Origin of the sequence: Chryseobacterium sp. LJ668 (assembly GCF_019613955.1) — a bacterium.
Classification (GTDB): Bacteria; Bacteroidota; Bacteroidia; order Flavobacteriales; family Weeksellaceae; genus Chryseobacterium.
In genome coordinates this window covers 1,045,917-1,065,540 of record NZ_CP080443.1, presented here as the reverse complement: position 1 = coordinate 1,065,540, position 19,624 = coordinate 1,045,917, and the positions used below count along the sequence as shown (strand labels likewise).

At 32.0% G+C, this 19,624-nt stretch carries 19 protein-coding genes; 3 read left to right on the top strand and 16 right to left on the bottom strand.

Annotated elements, in window-relative coordinates; genetic code table 11:
* The first annotated feature begins 86 nt into the window (after nt 1-86).
* Nucleotides 87-863: a class I SAM-dependent methyltransferase gene (locus K0U91_RS05080; protein WP_220178646.1), complete on the top strand. Its 777-nt coding sequence runs from the start codon at nt 87-89 to the stop codon at nt 861-863.
* Nucleotides 864-897: 34 nt separating this feature from the next.
* Here the strand turns inward: K0U91_RS05080 and K0U91_RS05075 are convergent, their stop codons facing one another.
* The 4 genes from K0U91_RS05075 to K0U91_RS05060 are packed head-to-tail and all read right to left on the bottom strand — an operon-like array spanning nt 898 to nt 4,621.
* Nucleotides 898-1,701 carry a glycosyltransferase family 2 protein gene (locus K0U91_RS05075; protein ID WP_220178645.1) on the bottom strand — a complete coding sequence of 268 codons (804 nt, stop codon included), beginning with the start codon at nt 1,699-1,701 and terminating at the stop codon, nt 898-900.
* A gap of 6 nt (nt 1,702-1,707) precedes the next feature.
* Nucleotides 1,708-2,907, bottom strand: a complete 1,200-nt coding sequence (locus K0U91_RS05070; protein WP_220178644.1) for a TDP-N-acetylfucosamine:lipid II N-acetylfucosaminyltransferase — start codon at nt 2,905-2,907, stop codon at nt 1,708-1,710.
* A complete protein-coding gene (locus K0U91_RS05065) occupies nt 2,900-3,535 on the bottom strand; it encodes an acetyltransferase (protein ID WP_219970133.1) in 636 nt (211 codons plus the stop codon). The genes K0U91_RS05070 and K0U91_RS05065 overlap by 8 nt, the downstream gene beginning before the upstream one ends.
* A 3-nt stretch (nt 3,536-3,538) precedes the next feature.
* Nucleotides 3,539-4,621: a DegT/DnrJ/EryC1/StrS family aminotransferase gene (locus K0U91_RS05060; RefSeq protein ID WP_219970134.1), complete on the bottom strand. Its 1,083-nt coding sequence runs from the start codon at nt 4,619-4,621 to the stop codon at nt 3,539-3,541.
* Between the two features lie 377 nt (nt 4,622-4,998).
* Between K0U91_RS05060 and K0U91_RS05055 the strand changes: the two genes are divergently transcribed.
* Nucleotides 4,999-5,997, top strand: a complete 999-nt coding sequence (locus K0U91_RS05055; RefSeq protein WP_220178643.1) for a glycosyltransferase — start codon at nt 4,999-5,001, stop codon at nt 5,995-5,997.
* Nucleotides 5,998-5,999: 2 nt separating this feature from the next.
* Here the strand turns inward: K0U91_RS05055 and K0U91_RS05050 are convergent, their stop codons facing one another.
* A complete protein-coding gene (locus K0U91_RS05050) occupies nt 6,000-7,010 on the bottom strand; it encodes a glycosyltransferase family A protein (RefSeq protein WP_220178642.1) in 1,011 nt (336 codons plus the stop codon).
* Between the two features lie 128 nt (nt 7,011-7,138).
* Here K0U91_RS05050 and asnB point away from each other — a divergent pair, with 128 nt between their 5' ends.
* A complete protein-coding gene (gene asnB / locus K0U91_RS05045; protein WP_220178641.1) occupies nt 7,139-8,965 on the top strand; it encodes an asparagine synthase (glutamine-hydrolyzing) in 1,827 nt (608 codons plus the stop codon).
* A gap of 29 nt (nt 8,966-8,994) precedes the next feature.
* Here the strand turns inward: asnB and K0U91_RS05040 are convergent, their stop codons facing one another.
* The 11 genes from K0U91_RS05040 to K0U91_RS04990 form a co-directional block, all read right to left on the bottom strand.
* Nucleotides 8,995-9,678, bottom strand: coding sequence for an NAD-dependent epimerase/dehydratase family protein (locus K0U91_RS05040; RefSeq protein WP_220178640.1), 684 nt, complete (start codon nt 9,676-9,678; stop codon nt 8,995-8,997).
* A 153-nt stretch (nt 9,679-9,831) separates the two neighbouring features.
* Nucleotides 9,832-10,614 carry a glycosyltransferase family 32 protein gene (locus tag K0U91_RS05035; protein WP_220178639.1) on the bottom strand — a complete coding sequence of 261 codons (783 nt, stop codon included), beginning with the start codon at nt 10,612-10,614 and terminating at the stop codon, nt 9,832-9,834.
* Nucleotides 10,614-11,384 carry a hypothetical protein gene (locus tag K0U91_RS05030; RefSeq protein ID WP_220178638.1) on the bottom strand — a complete coding sequence of 257 codons (771 nt, stop codon included), beginning with the start codon at nt 11,382-11,384 and terminating at the stop codon, nt 10,614-10,616. The genes K0U91_RS05035 and K0U91_RS05030 overlap by 1 nt, the downstream gene beginning before the upstream one ends.
* A 108-nt stretch (nt 11,385-11,492) precedes the next feature.
* A complete protein-coding gene (locus K0U91_RS05025; protein ID WP_219970141.1) occupies nt 11,493-12,359 on the bottom strand; it encodes a glycosyltransferase family 2 protein in 867 nt (288 codons plus the stop codon).
* Nucleotides 12,356-13,480 (bottom strand): glycosyltransferase family 4 protein, encoded by a 1,125-nt coding sequence (locus tag K0U91_RS05020; protein WP_220178637.1) that lies wholly within the window; start codon nt 13,478-13,480, stop codon nt 12,356-12,358. The genes K0U91_RS05025 and K0U91_RS05020 overlap by 4 nt, the downstream gene beginning before the upstream one ends.
* Nucleotides 13,477-14,520 carry an acyltransferase family protein gene (locus K0U91_RS05015; protein ID WP_220178636.1) on the bottom strand — a complete coding sequence of 348 codons (1,044 nt, stop codon included), beginning with the start codon at nt 14,518-14,520 and terminating at the stop codon, nt 13,477-13,479. The genes K0U91_RS05020 and K0U91_RS05015 overlap by 4 nt, the downstream gene beginning before the upstream one ends.
* A 43-nt stretch (nt 14,521-14,563) precedes the next feature.
* Complete coding sequence (locus K0U91_RS05010; RefSeq protein ID WP_220178635.1) at nt 14,564-15,454, bottom strand: glycosyltransferase; 891 nt, start codon at nt 15,452-15,454, stop codon at nt 14,564-14,566.
* Nucleotides 15,455-15,518: 64 nt separating this feature from the next.
* Complete coding sequence (locus tag K0U91_RS05005) at nt 15,519-16,307, bottom strand: glycosyltransferase family protein (RefSeq protein WP_219970145.1); 789 nt, start codon at nt 16,305-16,307, stop codon at nt 15,519-15,521.
* A gap of 330 nt (nt 16,308-16,637) precedes the next feature.
* Nucleotides 16,638-17,720: a GDP-mannose 4,6-dehydratase gene (gene gmd / locus K0U91_RS05000; protein WP_220178634.1), complete on the bottom strand. Its 1,083-nt coding sequence runs from the start codon at nt 17,718-17,720 to the stop codon at nt 16,638-16,640.
* 10 nt (nt 17,721-17,730) lie between these two features.
* A complete protein-coding gene (locus K0U91_RS04995; protein WP_220178633.1) occupies nt 17,731-18,756 on the bottom strand; it encodes a glycosyltransferase family 2 protein in 1,026 nt (341 codons plus the stop codon).
* Nucleotides 18,741-19,622, bottom strand: coding sequence for an alpha-1,2-fucosyltransferase (locus tag K0U91_RS04990; protein ID WP_220178632.1), 882 nt, complete (start codon nt 19,620-19,622; stop codon nt 18,741-18,743). Before K0U91_RS04990 ends, K0U91_RS04995 begins: the two co-directional genes overlap by 16 nt.
* Nucleotides 19,623-19,624 lie beyond the last annotated feature (2 nt).

The following is a 19,624-nucleotide window of genomic DNA, read 5'->3' as shown; positions in this document are numbered from 1 at the left end:
TGTGTTTAAAAAAAAGTTTCTTAAAAAAACAAATATAAGACTGTTTGAGCAATTCTTTTGTATTTTTGCACATTAAAACATATTGTATGACTAAAATTTTCGAAATTGCAACTACTTTTTTTGCATATCTGAAACGTCCTGACCTTTACCCTGAACTACGACGTAAGATCTGGAAAAATATTTTTAATCGCTCTTCGGGTTTACGAGGCAAAGATGAAGCCGAAAAATGGTGTCAGGATTTAGCAGTTTCAGAGAAAGATTTTATAGAAAATGTATTAAAAACAGAGTTTGTTTCTTTCGAAAAAATCTTCCCCCAAGACTTTGAACAAGCCGTTCTGGCTCAAGAAAAAACCCCTGTAAAAATGGGTGGTGCGGGTTCTTTAAGCGTAATATATTATATTAATGAATTTGTGAAATCCCAGAGTGCTATCGAAACGGGTGTTGCCTACGGATGGTCATCTTTTGCAGCACTTGCATCTTTGGTAAAGCGAAACGGAACACTTTACAGCTCAGATATGCCCTATATTTTACAAAATCAAAGTGAAGATTTTGTAGGGTGTGTAATCCCGGAAAAATATAAAAATAATTGGGAGCTTTTTAGGTTTGCTGATAAAGAATCACTCCCGAAAATTTTTGAAAAAACCAATACTTTTGATACTGTACATTATGACAGTGATAAAACCTATGATGGAAGAATGTGGGCTTATAGTTTATTGTGGGATAAACTGCGAAATGGCGGAATTTTTATGAGTGATGATGTTGGAGATAATGCTGCCTTCAAAGATTACTGCGAAAGGAATGGCCGGAAGCCACATATCATTGAATTTGACGGAAAGTATGCCGGAATTATTATAAAGGATTAAAAAAAAACCATAGAATTTCTCTGCGTTTTATGATTTAGAAAAATTTCCGTTGGATTTTTTTGAGAATACTGTTTTGTTTTGTTTTTAAAAAAACCGGAAGATTTTCTATTTCGGATATTTTCTTTCCGTATAAATATTTAATATTTCTTCTATTGGCTGTGTCAAAAATGGTCTGATGCCAGTTTTTATGTAATTTTTCTTTTTTTGAAGATTCCTGAGATACACCTTTGTCATGTATACGATAAAAATAAAGCGGAATTTTCACAAATTTAAAATTACCAATCTCATAAAGCTTCAAATACAAATCCTGATCGACTGCTGATGTCAAATTTTCGTTGATTCCTGAAGTTTTGTAATACGCTTCTTTTTTAAATGTAAAAAAATGAGTAACTTCAAAAAAGACATTAAAAAAATTTTTATCACCATTTTTAACAGAACGTGAATGTGGAAATACTTTAACTGGCTGTAGTTTCGCATCACATTCGTAGAATTGAGAATAAACTGCAATATTATTTTTACCGTAATTTTCTATAATAACCTGAAGAGCATTTTCTACTAAAGTATCATCAGGATCAACAAATCCGCAGATTTCTCCGGAAGCGAATTCAATACATCTTTTTTTTGTGAGTCCAACACCTCTATTTTCATTATTTCTGAAAATCTTAACTTTTGGGTCATCTTTTGTGAGGTCTATAATTTTTTGATAAGAATCATCCACAGAGCAGTCGTCTACAAGTATAACTTCGTAATCTTGGTAAGTCTGCTTCAGAATACTGTCATAACACTCTGTGAAGTATTGATAGTTATTATAATGTGCAATGAGAATGGAGAAAAGCATATCGAATTATAAATTTTGTAATGATATATTGATTTCGTTCTGAAAATGCTGTTCAGAATATAATTCACGCAATTTTTGATTGTTCATTTCAAGATTTTCATTTGTATCAAAATTATTCCGAAAATTATTAATGTCAAAAACTTTTATTCCGTTGTCTATAAAATAATCATAAAATCCGTTTTCTGTATTCAGATATACCTTAATCCCGGAACCTATTAAATGAAAAAGATTTCCACCTGCCTGTTGTCTTCGCTGATTCATCATCGCCACTGAGCACGACGATAAAACCTCGGAATATTGAGCCAATGGAAGTCTTTCGGTAAGCGGAATAAATCTATCGCCAAAATACTCTTTACCACGTCTTATTACCTCATCGATGTATTCTTTACTGCCCCCATAGCTTAATGGTGAGATTATTTTTTGTGTAGACAGATTGCAACTTTTCAAAATTTCAAGACAATCTAGGTGATTATTGGTTTCTGCCGCTGAATGTGCCAATAAAATATTATTTCCCTGAGCTGAATCACCTTTATGGTTTTTAATATGATGAAACTGTGGAAGATTTGGATCGCTGTATAAATGACAAAATACTTTTCCGGGGAATATCTTCGACAGAATTTCTTTTTCTTTTGGTACAATATAACTGATATAATCAATATTTTTTTTAATAAACATATAACGATCAACAGCGAAATGATTGTTTAATTTGGTTAGCAATGTAGATTTTATACCCTTTGAATTGATGTTTTTTAGAATATTAAAAATAAATGTTTTAACTTCTGGTTTATTATATATTTTTCTTAGAATCGATTTATCTTTTTCGAAAAAAGCCAAGTTGTGTTTTTCGTATAAATTGAATGGATAATAATAATTAGTATCATAAAAATCATTTCCCCAAAGGCACCAGATCTTTCTTATATCTTTTCTCAGAGAAAGAATGATATCCATTTTTACAGCATTCAAAACATGGAAGAAGGCAACTTGGGTATTTGTCTCATTAATAGATTGGATGATTGATAAGCGTCTAACATGATTACTTGTATCAAAAAGTTTTACATTGGGTTTATCCATATAATGATGATGTAATGCACCATTATTAATAATGTAAAAAGTAACATTAGATGATGTTTTTTCAAAACTATTAATAAATGCTTCTGTAAATAAAGTTGCTTCTAAGAAGTGTATTATTTTAATATTTCTACTCATTTATTTTTATAATTTTTGCAGGAATCCCTACTGCTACGCAATTGTCGGGTAGGCTTTGAGTGACGACAGCTCCTGCACCAATTACTACATTATTACCGATCACCAGATCAGGAAAAATAATTGCTCCACTTCCTATTTGTGTGAAATCACCAATTTTTGATCGGCCGAGTACTGTTGTACCAGGAGACAGTTCTACAAACTCTCCAATTACAACGTCATGTGTGATGATTGAGTTGTAATATATTATAGCACCTTTTCCGATTATAACGTCGTTTGATATTTTAACGCCGGAAAGAATATTACATCCAATTCCTATTTCTACACCATAACTGCCACTCTCCGTATCTTTACTAATAGTTGAGGTGAACGTTCCTCCAAGTTTCATAAATTTTTCAAATAACTTTATTCTCAACTTAGGATTGCCAATTCCAATAGTAAATCTTGTATCAATTTTTTCAAAATAATCTCTAGCTTCTTCTAACGATTTCAAAATTGGAAACTTCCCATACAACAGACCATTCGAATTATCATTCACATCATCATAAAATACGAGGTTGTCTATCTCATTATTCTGATGACATATTTCTAATACTTCTTTTGCAAAACCTTTGGCACCAACGATCAACATATATTAATTATTTTGAACTCTTAGTATTAATCTGCATATGAAGTGTACTTCTTCTAAAGTAAGATCATAAAAAAGAGGAAGGCATAGTACTCGTCGTGAGATATCATGAGAAATTTCTAATTTTTGCTTTTCAATATAAGGTAACGTTTCTGCGAGACTAGGATAAAAGTATCTTCTGGTAAAAATCTCATTTTTATCAAGTTCAGATTTTATTTTTAGTAATAATTCTTCACTTTCCAAAATTATAGGATAATAAGTATTATTGTTTTCTGAATCGTGATGCCACTCTGGAATATAAGCTTTTAAGGTGCTTAATGATTTAGTGTACTGTGTGGCCAAAATTTTCCTTTTCTCTAGAATTGAAGTAACATATTTTAGATTTGCCAAACCCATGGCAGCATGAAATTCAGAGTTTTTTCCGTTGATTCCAAGCTCAGAAAAAGAATTAAAATCTGAAAATCCAAAATTTCTTATAAGCGAGAGTTTTTTTAATAAATCAGGATCTTTAGTGAATATCAAACCACCTTCTACAGAATGATAAAGCTTTGTCGTGTGCAGAGAACAAATCGAAATATCACCGTACTCAAATATAGATTTTTCTTTAATTTTTACCCCGAAAGCATGAGCTCCGTCGTAAATCACTTTTAGATTGTATTTGTCTGCAATTTTCTCAATATTTTCTACATCACACGGATTTCCGTAGACGTGAGTGGCTAAAATTGCTGTAGTTTTATCAGTAATTGCAGATTCTATTTTTTTAGGATCAATATTTAAAGACTTTTTATCAATATCAACAAATACAGGTTTACAGTTTTCCCACACTATAGAACTTGTGGTGGCCACAAATGAAAAAGGAGTAGTAATAATTTCCCCTGTAAGACTTAATGCTTTAATTGCCATATGTAAGGCGATGGTACCATTTGTAACAAACAAAAGATGTTTGACATTCAGGTAATCTTTTATATCCATTTCCAATTGACTGGCTAGAGGGCCCATATTTGTCAACCACTCTCTTTTGTAAATGCCTTTTACAAAATGCGAATATTCTTCAATAGGGGGTAAGAAAGGTTTTGTAATGGGAATCATCGTTCAAGTACAACAGTGTTAGTAAAAATTATTCAATTTCGGTAATAAACGAGACAGAAATTTTTTCTAAATATTTATCCAAATGTATTTTAATATATCCCATACAGAAATATGCAAAACCGCCTGGCTTTAGAATCAATTTGTGTCTTTGGCGTTAAAAGTACAATAATTTCTAATATTTACAAAAAAGAAGATAGAGGTCTACGGAAATTGGCTGTGATATTTTAAATATTATCTTTTAATTTCATCTCAAATAACGTATCACGGAAAAATTTTAACGGAATGTCAAATGGTCTAAAGGCAATTAATATATTGTGTCAATCATGATATAATTTTATTTCTATATTTTTGCTTGAATTATTAATTATATTCTCTCAATGAATCCTTTAGTGACTATTTCTATCCCTGTTTTTAAATGTGAAAAATTCATTATCAGATGTCTGGAATCTGTGAAAAAACAAACATATGGAAATTTAGAAATCATTCTTGTTAACGATTGTACGCCAGATAACAGTATGGTTCTTATAAGAGATTTTATGACACTTAATCAAAACCTTAACATCAGAATCATTGAACATGAGGAAAATTCAGGGCTCTCTGTTGTAAGAAATAACGGGATAAAAGCAGCTGCGGGAGAATATGTGTTTTTTTTAGATAGTGATGACGAAATTACGTCAGACTGTATACAATTGTTGGTTGAAAACGCATTAAAAACAGATGCTCAGATCATTATAGCACAAAATCGATGGATTAATACCTTTGACAATACAACTAAAGATTTCGGCTTTCCCACCATCGCAGAAAAAAAATATTACGATACCAATCTTGAAATATTTTCAATTTACAGCAAAGGACGATTTCCTTCCTCGTCATGGAATAAATTGTTCAAAAAAGACTTTATCATTAGTAATGAAATTTATTTTGTGCCTGGATTGTTTGCGCAAGATGAGTTATGGTTTTTCCATTTATTACTAAAAACAGATACCTTAGCAATTATTGATGACATTACATATTTGTATTATCTTCATGGTGAGTCGGTTATTTTTAACAGGAAAAAAAAGAATTTTGAAAACTACCTAACCATTCTCCACTACATGACCAAATCGTATAAAGAGGAAAAGAATAAGGTATTAAAAACGCTTATCAAAAGCAAAATTATACTTTTCAAAGAGATGGTCTTGGTGATGCAATGGAAGGCTCTTAAAGACGGAGAATACCTTAAAACTAATATTTCAAGAATGCAGAAACTCGTGAGATTAAATATTTTAGAGTATTTCAGCGCAAAATTTCCATTAGATGTTAAAAAGAAAAACTTCTTCCAAAACATTCCTGTTGATTTGGCAGCCAAACTATTTATCTGGCGTTTTGAAAGATGATTTTATTTTTTGTATTTATAGAAAGATGATAGCAGAGAAAAATTGGATAAAAGAACTGAGTTATAAATTTTTGCGAGTCCGGTAAACTGAGAAATGACAGTTGCTTTGTCTAAACCATTGTATGATTCCTGAAGTCTTTGGCTTTGTTTAGTATACTCTTCATTATTCATATTTTCAGAAAAATAATGGAAAATTTTAAGGGAATTGACCAAATTTTTATATGCTATAAATTCAAAAATTGCCCTACGGTTCTCATAAATTCCTTTTTCTTTAAAAATTTTTCTCAGTAAGGAATCTGTTCTTACAAAATCTATTCTTTTAGGAGATAATAATTTTGCAGATGAATCCGGATGGATGTAATGTGTATAAACGGCATCACAGTTTCCTACAAATTTTGCTTTTTCATATATAAGCCTCTCTACAATTTCATCCGCATTCAAAAGTGGCTCTGTAAAACCGAAAGAGTGAGATTTGAAAACTTCCTTTCTATATAATCCCCTGATATGGTTGTCATACCTTCCTACAGTATCTTTGATAATCTGGGATCCAGTAAATTTTTTAAATTCAAACGTTTGTGAATCAGAAAGATAAATATTATGGATGTTTTTGATGTTTCCGTCGGTAAATTTTGTAATTACAATGGGGCTTACAATATCAAGTTCCGGATGTATTAAAAATGTTTGATAACATTTTTCGATGGTATCGAAATCAATGAGATCATCGTGATCAAAAAGAAAAATAAATTCTCCTGAAGCCTTTTCCTGTCCGTAACCCTTTGAATACTGTGCGTACTTCTGATTTTCTTTTGTGTAAATTTTGATTCTTGGGTCTTGCTTTGCAAAATATTCTAAATCATCTAATGTAGAATCTGTAGAACCATCATTTACGCAGATTAATTCTAAGTTTTGATAAGTCTGGTTTTGCAGACATTTCATGGATGACTTTACAAAGTCTCCTAACTGCACAGAGTTATAATACGTTGTAATAATCGAAATCAGAGGTTGTGCTTGCATATTGCTGCAAATATCTGAAATAATTTCTATTAAATTAATTTGAAACTTTATAATTTACACCTGTGTAAAACGTATAAGCTCAAAAAAATTCCATAAATAAGTTTAAATTTGTCATATATTAATGAGCTATGTGCGGAATTGCAGGTATTGTAAAAAAAAATATTTTACACGATGATTTTTATAAAATAGGTCTGAAAAAAATGACAGATTCTATTATTCATCGCGGTCCGGATGACGAAGGGTACGAATATTTTGAGAATTGCATTTTAGGTTTCAGAAGATTGGCGATTGTTGATCTTTCGGAAGACGGGCATCAGCCGATGTATTCGGATACAAAGAAAGAATGTATTGTTTTCAACGGCGAGATTTACGGCTACCGGGATTTAAAAAATGATTTGTCTGAATACCCATATAAAAGCAATACAGACACAGAAGTGATTCTATCACTTTATCAAAAATATGGTTCTGAGCTTCCAAAATATTTAAACGGAATGTTTTCTGTTGCAATTTGGGATGAAAAAAAACAGCAATTATTTTGCGTAAGAGACCGTTTTGGAGAAAAGCCATTTTTCTTCGCAACGGGAAAAAACGGCGAATTTATTTTTGCATCTGAAATTAAAGCTATTTTGGCAACAGGTTTAGTAAATGAAGAATTAAATGACGAGGCTGTCTCCCATTTTTTGAGGCATTCATATATCAACAGTCATCAAACTATTTATAAAAATATTCAGGTTTTAGCGCCAGCTTCACAACTCATATATGATGATGGAAAAATTGAAATTTCTCAATATTGGAATTTGCCTGAAGAAGAACTCAATATTTCAGAAGAGGATGCTGTAAGAAAATTTAAAAGTCTCGTTGAAAAATCTGTAAAAAAACAATTGATTGCTGACGTTAAAGTAGGCGCTTTTTTAAGTGGTGGATTAGATTCGGGGACATTGGTAGCTCTGTCTTCCAGGCATAATTCTAATCTTACAACATTAGGCTTTGAGTATCAGGGTGAATGGAATGAAATGCCGGAAGCAAGAAGCATATCTCAAAAATACAATACCAACCACAAAGAAGTTTCTTTAAAAGATGAAAATATCCCCAATTTATTGATTGAAGTCTTAAAAAAATTAGATGAGCCGCTTGCAGATACAGCCATTTTGGCAACACACGCCATCTGTAAGGAGGCTGCAAAAAACATAACGGTTGTCATCACAGGGAACGCAGGTGATGAGCTTTTTGGCGGGTACAAATGGTATCAGAAAGAAAAAGAAATTCTGGAAAAAGGAAGTGCGAATCCAAAATATCTTACCTTTTATAAAATAGGATCTGCTTTTAGTGAAAAGATAGGTTTCAGAAAAGCGCAAGATTATTTTCTGGATAAAGTTTTCAGAGCAAAATTTCCTGATATTGTGGCTTATCAAAAAGAAAAAGTACATAATAATTTCACGAAAAGAGAAACAACTTTGCTGCTAAAATCAAATGCAGAGTATGAACAGATATATAGTTTTTCATTAGATAAAACCAATCTTAATACACCAATGAAGATGGATCTCACCAATATTATTCCTGGAGATTATATGGTGAAAGACGATCGAATTGCGATGATGCATTCTATTGAATTGAGAACCCCCTTTTTAGATAAAGATTTAGTGGAATTCTGCTCTGCTCTTCCGGCAAAATATAAAGTAAATGCTGATCAGACCAAAATTATACTGAGAAAAGCCTTCGGAGAATTACTGACAGATCATATTTTAACGAAACGAAAGCAAGGATTTGGAGCACCTGTAGAAAAATGGCTGAAAATTCCTGACATGGAAAAACTCTCAGCAAAGATTTTAAAAAACCAACATTCAAAAATTTTCCAAAAGTTAGATTTCAAAGAGGTGCAAAGAAACTTAAATTATAATTATAAGCATTGGTCTCTTTTGGTATTGGGTATTTGGATGGAGGAGCATGTAAAGTAATAATACAGATGTCATCTCAAGATACATATTTATTCTGAATAATATTTTTTTAGTATTTTTTGAATATATATATCTTTGCTTATCATATTGTTTTTTTGGAAGTATTCCTCAATTTCCGCGACCCGTATGTCATATCCGGCACCACTTCTGATTAAATTTATTTGAGGCTTGATGCTATAAAAATTCTCTACGGTTTCTAATATTTCTATAATAGAGTAATTCTGAGTATAAGCAACATTGATGATTTTATTGAGTTCATTTTTTTGTAATAAGTCAAATGTAATATTCTTGACATCTTCAGCATCAATCAAATTACGTGTTGCTTTAGTATGAACATTGATGGTCTCGTTATTTTTTACCGCATTCACAATGTAATTCATCAGAAGATTGGGGTTGCCTCCTTTTCCAACAGCATTGCTCACTCTCAAAATCAAAAATTTATCAATGGTATTTTTAATAATCTGCTCCATTTTCAGCTTATGAAGAAGATAAAAGCTGCCGGTTTTAGAAGAATCATAAACGCTGCAGGTAGAAAAATAAACGAATATTTTATCAGAATGTTGAGCAATGATTTTCCTGATTAAATTTTCTTCCCTGAGAAACTCCTCGGTTTTTGTTTCTAAAGAATTTGATACGCCGGATGCAAAAAAAATGGTGTCTTCTTTGTCGCAGTCTGTAAATAATGAAGCAATAAGTCCTCTCCCTACAATCATTCTAAAACTTTTTTAATGATTTTTTCAGCCGTATTTCCGTTAGCAAACGGGTGTTTTTATTTTGGAAAAATGTCTTTATAAATTCAAGGTTTGTTGCATAAATAATTGCAAATTGATCGTTCATCAGATATGTTTTTACAAAAATAATAAAACTTATCGTTTTATACGTTTAATAATATATTTCACTAACATTCTTAATGGAAACTGATCAAGAATTTCATCTGCAGTGATCATTTTCATATTGTTAATTACATTATGAATTTCTTTTTTTCCTTCTTTGATTTCAGCTACATTTTTGACATGAAAATAGGCGTGTACAAAATCCTTAAAAGGGTTTGGTGTATCTCTTTCATGCCAGGTTCCTACAAAGTGATGGCTCGCGTAGTTTTTTGGTAGATCAAGACAGAAGTAAGTAGAGGGATAGATTGCAATTCCATCTGCCAATTCCTGATAGTCATCTCTTTCTGCATCAGCTTGATATTCATTTACTAAAAGATCAGAAACAAAAACGGTATTTGTGGTAAGATCAAAATCTGTTTTGTTTTTATAAAAGTCTAAAACTTTTTTTGGCCATGGATGCCCTGCTTCTGTACCCCACAATGCTGTAAATGGCGATCCTTTGATTTCAAAACCTGAGAAAGCCCGATGGACTAAAAATTCATCTAAAGAAAATTTTACTTCTACATCAATATCCATATAAATACCACCTTGCTCAAACAATGCCAAAGCTCTTGAATAATCTGATACGAAAGCCCATTTTTTCTGTTCAGCAGCTAGACGAACATACTCACAGCAATTGATGTCAAAATTGGCTTCATTCCACTCGATGATCTCATAGTCAGGAAGATTTTTTTTCCATGAAGCTAAACAAAGAAAGAAAGAATCTGGCTTTTGTTTTCCCCCGAACCAGCAGTAATGTATTTTTTTTGGGATCATTATGTATTTTTTACAGACATATATAAAAATATTCCTGCCGTTATTATTTTATTGTTGTTCTCATCAAGAATCCAGCGGTGATTGGGCTGTCCTCGGAAAGATCCCTCTATTCCTAAACCTTCTAATACATTATGAATCTTTTCATTTTCTGAAATATCATCATAAATGATTAACAGGTCATGAGTGTCTTTGAATCTTGTTACTAAATTTCCTAATATCTTATTATTGTAAAAATGATGAATTTCAACCAGAATATCTGTCTCTTTTTGCCAGTTAAATTTCTGCGGTTGCAATAAAAAATCTTCTGCACCTTCGCAATCAATAAGTAAGAAATCTATTCTTTCAGTCCAATTAAGCAATATTTCTTCTGAAGCTTCACCAAAAGTTTGATAGGGTTTTAGATTATTTACTTCAATCCATGAGTCAATAAGTGGTTGGAAATTCAAATCCATCTCAAAAACATACATGTTGTTTGGTCTCAGGAGGTTGCTCAAACCTGCTGGATAATAACCTTTATGGCCACCAATTACCATTATGTTTTCTATATTTTTATTGATTAGGTTTGAAAAACAGCCATGTAGAGCATATTCATATAAACCAAGCGCCTCAGCTAATTTCAAATTTGGCTTTAAAATATCAGGAATAGCCAATCCGGCGAAAGGACCGGTATAGATCTGATTTCCTGTCTTCTCTAAAACAAAACTGGTTGTTGCGTTTTCTGAGAGCGATTTTGGAAATATGCTCTTTTTTATTTTGTTTAAAATTTTCATCAGGTTTATAATTTGTTATGTCTTAGGTAATTCATTTAAAGCTTTTCTGAAACCTACTATTTTTATTTGAATTTTTCATAAATGTCTCCTATTCTGAAATATCAATCGTTATTTGGAAAAAAGTCTTTTTAGAAAAAAAGCAATCATATAAAATTTTATCATTACACCCTTAATTTTAATTATTTTAGATGTAAAGCTCTTATTGGTCATATTCTCATAATCCCAATAGTTTTTAGCAAATATTTTTCTGTTCTCCAAAGGAATTTTAGAATTGTTCATCTTTTCCTTGTAGGCCAAAGCTGCTCCTTTGGGATTATCAAGCAGTTTTTTTCTGCCCTGAGATGTCAAGCCATCGGGTATATATTCTGCATTAACTAGCGATTCAGGAATATACAAAAATTTATACATTTCATCCATCCTGTTAAAAACTACGGATTCTAACATAAATATCTCTCCTGAAAAAGTAGGGTATTCAAACCTTCTGGCCAGCTCTGTTTTAAAAATTAATGTGGCTTCACCATGTATCTTATGCTTATAAATCATTTCATAAGTGGTTGAAACAGTATTTACGGTTATTATTTTGCCCTGTATATCTTTATTTAGAATTTTGATTGGCGAAGCTAATGCGACAATATTTTTTGAATGATCTATTAATGACAGTTTGCTGAAAATTATTTCAACTGCATTATCTTCTAGATAATCATCACTGTCAACAGTAGCGAAATAAGGAGTGTCAATATGCTGAAGAGCAGTATTAATAGCTACATGCTTACCTTGGTTTTCCTGATAATAATAATGTATTTTAAAATCAGCCTGATTTGCCAGATCATTTATAAGTTCTCTTGTATTATCAGTAGAGCCATCATCTACAATGAGCCATTCAAAACCTTTTTTATTCTGCCGTTGGAGGCTTTCAAACAATTGGGGCAGCAAGTAAGCTCTATTATATGTAGGTGTAAAAATTGTCAGCTTCATCCCAGTTTTTTTAAGATTTTAGAAAATTCATTACCCCAATTTTCCCAATTGAGTTCCTGATCATAAAGTTTGCGGGCATTTTCTGAGTATTCTTTTACTTTTTCCGGCGCATTCATTAGCTTTTCCATCTCATCTGCATAATCTTGTGCTACAGCATTGGGAGACAGTAGAATGCCATTGTATCCGTGAATAACATGAGCGGAAATTCCACCTGTATTTGTAGAAATTACAGGCAAACCATATCCCGCAGCTTCGCAGAATGCAATGGGAGTGCAGTCTGCTTTGGTTGGCACAAACAGAAAGTGAGAATTCAGCAAATGCTGTTGAATTTCTTTAAATTCATCGGGATTATTTTTATTAAGAAACGGAATAATAGTTACCCAATCTTCATTTATTTCAGGATCGCAGCCTACTATTAACATTTTTACAGGGAGTCCTTTTTCTCTTAAGATTTTTAAACTTTCGAAAGCAAGCGTTCCTCTTTTTCTGACCCAGTCAACTGCCAGGAATAGAAAGGTAAACTCACTCGTATTTTTATTAAAATTAATCTTTTCAGGAACCATAATGTTGGCTCCGAACTTTATGGTTTTTACTTTTTCTTTTTCAATTCCATAAAAATCTACAGCAAAATTACTTGCCCAATCTGATGAAAATACAGCAAAGGAAGATTTTTTTAATGTTTTCTTTTCCAAGTACTTGGTTTCCAATTTTGATAAAATTCCAAAACCGGAATAGTAATGATAATAGTTGAGCAGCTGAGCAACATTTGCGTCATTAAGATAAACGACAGGGATGTCAGTTTTCAGATAGGCAAAATCATTAACATGCGTTGGATTAAAAAGTACATCAATTTTAAAGTCTTTTAAATTTTTCTCCAAACGTCTGGCTGCAATTTTTGCTTTATAGATAAATAGATGACGATTATAGCCTCTGTTAAAAATTTTATTGAAAGTCTTTTCAATAAATTTGAAAGTCTTCTTTTCAATATCAGTAAAACGAACTCTGGGAATCCATACCACTTCATGCCCCTGAATCAGAAGCTGCTCGTACATCTTAAACATAGTTCCGGACCAGTTTTTTTTATCATCCAATGGTACGACACTGTAGAATCCTATCTTCATTTTAGTATTTTGTCTCTAAAAGTTAAAAAAGGTAACTCTAATCTTTTATAAAGAATTGTAGAGAGAATAATCGTAATACCCCAAAGTAAGAAAAAATTTATAATATCTGTTCTTATTTTGAATAAAGGTAAGATCCAAAAATTGACCAATGAGAGATTAATTAGGTACATAGAATATGATATCAATGAGATGTGGATGATTATATTCTGTAAACTTTTAAACTTTATATTTTTAATGCTGTTCAGGAACGGCAAGGTGATCATAATAGCTATGGATGCCAATGTAAAGGAGAGCAGATATTGGAAAGGTTGATATTGCGATTCTAAATTGTGAATAAGCAATATGACTATACAGCCAATGATGAAATTTATATTTGCGTATTTGTTGAATATATTGGGATAATATACATAAATCCAGGCAGCTAAAACTCCATAGATGATGGCATCAATTCTTGTTATAACTTGTCGTACAAAATACCGATCATAAATAAAATAGTTTTTTGCTCCAAGATCAAAATAGTAATATATTCTTACAATGTTTGCAAATAGTATAATCAAAATTATACTGATCAAAAAAGTTGTTTTCTTGCTTTTTCTGAAGAAAAAATGAATTAAAAAAAACAGTAAGGGACAAATCAGGTAAAACCATTCTTCTACAGTAAGACTCCATGACTCAGGGAAAAAATTATCAATAGGGTAGTATAAGTTTTGAAGAAAAAAAGAATATTTAAAAAGGTCAGAAATTATATTTGTTCCATTTACTAAAACTTCAAGACCAATTAAGATCAATAAGATGAAATAATAATTTGGTAAAGTTCTAAGCCATCTTCTCGCCCAGAAATTAAATATTTGTTTAAAAGAAGTTTCTTCAGTAAACACTTTAAACATTATTTTACCAATCAAAAAACCACTTAATACAAAGAAAACTGCAACACCATCAATTAAAAAAAAAGATAAAAAATTTTGAAAATCCAGAGGCAAATATACTTTGCTATGAGAAATCATAACCAATAAGATAGCTACCGTACGCAAAATATCCAAACCGACAGTTCTGTGCCCGGAAGTGGATAAGGAAAACAATTTTTTAAGCATATTTTTTTATTAAATATATTTTCAGGTTTCCTTTCTTTTTCAGAATCCATCTTAAGTGCTGAAATGCCAAGTTGAATTTTCCCTGCTTCAAAAGATGCAGAAAGGCTATTCTGCTCCTTGAAAAAATCTGCCAGTTGGCATATTCTTTAACTTTCCCACCATAAGTTTCGGCTATAATTTCATCAAGATGATTATGCTTCAAATCTCTTTTGTAATTAATACCGTTAGATAACCCCTCTTCGTGCCTCAGATAACATGACATGGTAAGATCTGAACCCCGGATTTTTCCGTTGAGAGAGCAGGCCATATACAGGAAAGTATCAAAATATAATAATTCGGGATGTTTGAAAAGCGTTTTGGCTGCATGGTTTTGTAAAACTTCGGCATTCATAAATACGGAGGTTGTATGTACAATCCAGTGCCGGAAAATTTCAAAAGGTGAATAGTCTTTGTTGTCAACCGTAGCAAATAGACTGTCATTGATCAATTGATTTGAAGAAATGTTTTTTACCTGATGAAAACACATTGAATAATCTTTATTTTCTTCTAAAAAGTCATACTGTATCTGCAGTTTATTCTCATCAGTCCAATAATCATCTCCTTCACAGAAAGCAATGTACTTTCCTGTAGCTTCTTGAAGAGCATTAAAAAAATTTGGTGTTGAACCTAAGTTTTTTTGATGTGACTTAAATTTAATTTCAATATGAGCCGGTTTATTTTTGATCAATTCGTTGATAATAAGGACCGTCTGATCTGTCGAGCAATCATCAGAAATAATAAGTTCAACAGGAAAATTTACTTTTTGCATAAAAATTCCGGTCAAATTTTTTTCTATAAATTTTTCTTGATTGTAGGTGAGAACAATAACGGAAACTTTATTCATTGATCAAATGATATATATATTGAAATTTTTTATCTGTCAGAATGCGAATAATGCAAATTAATTTTTAATATGTTCTGTCTTTAGTTTTTCCTGTGCTGTCAATAATCCATGAACTTGAGTTGGATGCAAGTTCTCTATAATAATTTTGTTCATCAGTGAGGTTAGAATAATCAATATGCCATCCCAGATGCTCACATGTGAAATTTCCTGCAATTCTAAGTGCTTTGAAATGATTATCATTTTTCTGGTATTCCTCAAAAGATATTGGCTTGTACAAAGCGAAAGTCGTATCGAGTCTTGTCAGGTAGATATTTTTTTCTACTTCGTTTTTCCAAAATCTCTTTTCCCACGCTATTACTTGTTCTTTAGCAGGATAAAAATCAGGAAGATCTGAAATATCCAATGCAAAACCTGCTTTGGTGACCCATTCATCATATTTCATTAAATTTTTGATTAAGATTCTCATAAAGTTTTTTGGAAGCTTTTTGTTTGGGAGAATATCTGGGTCGGTGAGTATGAAAAAACCTTTAGCAAGTTTGTTGAATAAATTTTTATTTTTAAAGAAAACCATGTGGCCTTCATTCTTATCCAACATGATAATTTCAACGCTTTTTTTCATCTCCTCATAATAATCTAAAAGAGGCTGGTAGGTAGAATGATTATCAATAATGTAAATTTTGGAAAATTTTCTATCAAATAAAAAATTAATAAGTTCTTTCAGCGTTTTTAATTGATTGAAATTAACGATAATTACAGGAATGGTCTTGGGGAATATGATCTGCATCAAGAATTGAATGCTACAATATTTTTTTACGGCTTTCGCGATTCGAATAAATTCTGTATATTTTTTCATTAAGCTTCTTTTATTCACAATAGATTTAAGGAGTCTCTACATCTTTGCAAATGAACAAATATCGTATGTGACTTAATAATAAGTTACAGTTTAACATTGATGCATTTTGTGTTTTTAAAAAACAAAGATATTAAAATTTTATATTTATATAATTCTTAAAAGTAGACCATCCTTTCTGAATACCAAGGCGGCATGATATAGATAAACTAAAGGTTTGTTTTTAATAGTAATCTCTTGAGATTATAAACCCAGTCGTAATAAAAAAACATGACGAAAGCCATGTTTTCATTACAGTGTAAAGAATACTGATTATATTTTTCTAATTTAAAATCATTGGTTTTTGAAAAGCAGCACATCGCTTTGCACCATTTCTTTACATAAAGCCTTGACATCATATTGAGGCTTCCAGCCTAATTTTGTTTTAGATTTTGTAGGATCACCAAGCAATAAATCGACCTCAGTAGGTCGGTAATAAGTAGGATCTATTTTTACAATTTCTTTTCCGAGCGGAAGTTGGTATTCCTGATCTGAGCATGATTTTACTTTTCCGACTTCGTTTTCTGCTTCACCCGAAAATTCAAGTTCAATTCCTAATTCTCCAAATGCCATTCGTACAAAATCTCTGATATACGTAGTTTTACCTGTAGCGATTACAAAATCTTCAGCTGTGTCCTGTTGTAACATGAGCCACATCGCTTCGATGTAATCTTTTGCATGTCCCCAGTCTCTTCGCGCATTAAGATTTCCCAAATACAAAACGTCTTGTAAACCCAAAGCAATTTTTGCAGCTGCCATTGTGATTTTCCGCGTGACAAACGTTTCTCCTCTTCTTGGAGATTCGTGATTAAACAAGATTCCGTTACAGGCATACATTCCATAGGCTTCACGGTAGTTTACAGTAATCCAGTAAGCATATATTTTTGCAGCGCCATACGGCGAGCGCGGATAAAAAGGACTGCTCTCGTCATAGAAACCATTTTTATTTTTGTTTTCGGGTAAGCCACCATACAGTTCTGAAGTTGACGCCTGATAAATTCTGGTTTTATGGGTAAGTCCTAAAATTCTTATGGCCTCAAGAAGTCTTAAAGTACCAATGCCATCTGTATTAGCAACATATTCCGGAGAATCAAAGCTTACCTTTACATGGCTCATCGCCCCAAGATTGTAAATTTCGTCAGGCTGTACTTCCTGTATAATTCTTATCAGATTGGTAGAGTCTGTAAGATCACCGTAGTGAAGTTTGAATTTTACATCTTTCTCGTGAAGATCTCTGAAAATATGATCTATTCTTTGGGTATTAAAAGAGGACGCTCTTCTTTTAATGCCGTGAACTTCATATCCTTTTTCAAGCAGAAATTCAGCAAGATAGGAGCCATCTTGACCTGTTACTCCGGTAATTAATGCTACTTTCATAATAATGTGTTTATTTTTTCAGAATTATTTTTGCCAGAGTTTTTATATTGTTGATCATACTTCTTTGTAAAATAATTTCTTTTCTGTTTTTTAATAAAAATGTAAGAGTTGAAAAATTTTGATTAGCAGTTTTATTAAAAACTTCAATCAATCTTTTATTAATAATACCACGAAATTTTTCTTCATCATACACCTTCTTTTTTGAATTCTGAAACTCAAGTTTGTTTGCAAATGTAAGAAGATTTCTAAATTCATCATTTGTATATCGAAATTTGGGAGCAGATCCCAACAGATCCCTGCATAAATCTATATTTTCTTCACTGTTTGAAATGTCAATATATTGCAGCTGATTGCCTGTAATCATTTTACTATTGATAACCTGAACACTGTTTTCTAAAACTGACATGTTCGTATGATGAAAACGGTACCGCAGAAGCGACTCCTGAATATTATGAAATCCAGTTATTTTGATGAGCCTTGTCCATAACTCATAATCTTCGGCTGCTTGATAATTAATGTCGTATCGATAATCTCCAATCACCATTTTTCGTATCATCACTGTTGGATGACCAACCAAGCATGATGTAAGAAGACCTATTTTTATGGAATCATTAGATTCCGGGTGTTTTATAATTTGATCTTCTTGATTCTCCCTGAAAAGTGTAAACCAAGTTCCGCAAACGCCTATTTCAGGATTTTTTTCAAGGACGGAGATTTGTTTTTCAAATCTTTCAGGAAGAGAAATATCGTCCTGATCCATTCTTGCAATAAATTCTCCTCTTGCAAGATCCAAACCTTTATTCAGGGTTTTTATAAGGCCGATGTTTTGTTCGTTTTTTAGATAAACAATACGATCATCCATGTAAGATTTAACAATACTTTCCGTATGATCTGATGAACCGTCGTTGATGATCAATAATTCAAAATCAATCAAAGTTTGATTTAAAATGCTGTCAATTGCTTCTTTCAAATATTTTTCGCCGTTATAAACCGGCATCACCACAGATATTTTAGGAACTTTTAAATCTTCATCCATGATTCCGGGATTATATCTTCTGAATTAAGCTTATCCGTATTGAACCATTTTGAAGGAGCAATCACAATTTTATTTTTACTGCTGTTTAGCCATGCTCCCCACCAGCTGAAGCTGCTGTTGGCAATGATGTTGTGCTTGCATGCACTCATTAATTTGATATCTTCGTAATTGGTAGAAGCATCATTAAAGTCTACAAAATATATGGTATTGTCGATCTTTAAATTCTCTTTTGCCCAATCAATATCATCAGAAAAAATAAAAAACGCTGGATCTTTTATTTTCCCTTGTATAATTGTAATCGCTCTGTGATAGTAGTCTAGATTGCAAGTTCCATGTACTGCGTTTGCATTGGCGTTGGAAATATAATCACCTCTTCTGATGTGAAGTGAAACTGAATCTCCAGCTTCAATTATTTTCAGCATATCTCTTGTTTCTTTTTTGAGCGCAGTTATGATCTCAAAATCTCTGCGAATCTCATCCTCAAATCTAAGAAAATACTTTTCTGACTGAAAATATCCTTTCAGATAAATATTTTTTTTATTTGTTTTGAAAAGCGTCTTATCAAAGCGCAGATCTTTCTCCTGATAAATGCTGAAGACTTTATTTTTCAGAATAAATGCATCTAGTTTCTGTAGAATCTTATGTATTACTCTTTTCGAAAAACTTGGTGTCTTCAATGGGAGATTGTTTTTTACAACAGATGCCTCAATGTTGAAATGATTTAAGGAATAGCTGTGGAGCTTGTAATTGTCAAAAAGACGACTGTCTAATAAAAGAAGTTCATTACGATGTAGCGACAAAGCTTTTGCCGTGGCATACTGAAACATCTGGTTTCCTAACCCGCCGATAAGTTCTACTGCTACCATAT

What these genes read in the sequence shown, in the direction of transcription:
- K0U91_RS04990 (WP_220178632.1), bottom strand. Translation starts at nt 19,622, where the DNA reads ATGGTAGCAGTAGAACTTATCGGCGGGTTAGGAAACCAGATGTTTCAG.
- K0U91_RS05005 (WP_219970145.1), bottom strand. Translation starts at nt 16,307, where the DNA reads ATGAAAAAATATACAGAATTTATTCGAATCGCGAAAGCCGTAAAAAAA.
- K0U91_RS04995 (WP_220178633.1), bottom strand. Translation starts at nt 18,756, where the DNA reads ATGGATGAAGATTTAAAAGTTCCTAAAATATCTGTGGTGATGCCGGTT.
- K0U91_RS05055 (WP_220178643.1), top strand. Translation starts at nt 4,999, where the DNA reads ATGAATCCTTTAGTGACTATTTCTATCCCTGTTTTTAAATGTGAAAAA.
- K0U91_RS05080 (WP_220178646.1), top strand. Translation starts at nt 87, where the DNA reads ATGACTAAAATTTTCGAAATTGCAACTACTTTTTTTGCATATCTGAAA.
- K0U91_RS05070 (WP_220178644.1), bottom strand. Translation starts at nt 2,907, where the DNA reads ATGAGTAGAAATATTAAAATAATACACTTCTTAGAAGCAACTTTATTT.
- asnB (WP_220178641.1), top strand. Translation starts at nt 7,139, where the DNA reads ATGTGCGGAATTGCAGGTATTGTAAAAAAAAATATTTTACACGATGAT.
- K0U91_RS05030 (WP_220178638.1), bottom strand. Translation starts at nt 11,384, where the DNA reads ATGAAAATTTTAAACAAAATAAAAAAGAGCATATTTCCAAAATCGCTC.
- K0U91_RS05035 (WP_220178639.1), bottom strand. Translation starts at nt 10,614, where the DNA reads ATGATCCCAAAAAAAATACATTACTGCTGGTTCGGGGGAAAACAAAAG.
- K0U91_RS05020 (WP_220178637.1), bottom strand. Translation starts at nt 13,480, where the DNA reads ATGAAGATAGGATTCTACAGTGTCGTACCATTGGATGATAAAAAAAAC.
- K0U91_RS05040 (WP_220178640.1), bottom strand. Translation starts at nt 9,678, where the DNA reads ATGATTGTAGGGAGAGGACTTATTGCTTCATTATTTACAGACTGCGAC.
- K0U91_RS05010 (WP_220178635.1), bottom strand. Translation starts at nt 15,454, where the DNA reads ATGAATAAAGTTTCCGTTATTGTTCTCACCTACAATCAAGAAAAATTT.
- K0U91_RS05050 (WP_220178642.1), bottom strand. Translation starts at nt 7,010, where the DNA reads ATGCAAGCACAACCTCTGATTTCGATTATTACAACGTATTATAACTCT.
- K0U91_RS05065 (WP_219970133.1), bottom strand. Translation starts at nt 3,535, where the DNA reads ATGTTGATCGTTGGTGCCAAAGGTTTTGCAAAAGAAGTATTAGAAATA.
- K0U91_RS05025 (WP_219970141.1), bottom strand. Translation starts at nt 12,359, where the DNA reads ATGAAGCTGACAATTTTTACACCTACATATAATAGAGCTTACTTGCTG.
- K0U91_RS05060 (WP_219970134.1), bottom strand. Translation starts at nt 4,621, where the DNA reads ATGATTCCCATTACAAAACCTTTCTTACCCCCTATTGAAGAATATTCG.
- K0U91_RS05075 (WP_220178645.1), bottom strand. Translation starts at nt 1,701, where the DNA reads ATGCTTTTCTCCATTCTCATTGCACATTATAATAACTATCAATACTTC.
- gmd (WP_220178634.1), bottom strand. Translation starts at nt 17,720, where the DNA reads ATGAAAGTAGCATTAATTACCGGAGTAACAGGTCAAGATGGCTCCTAT.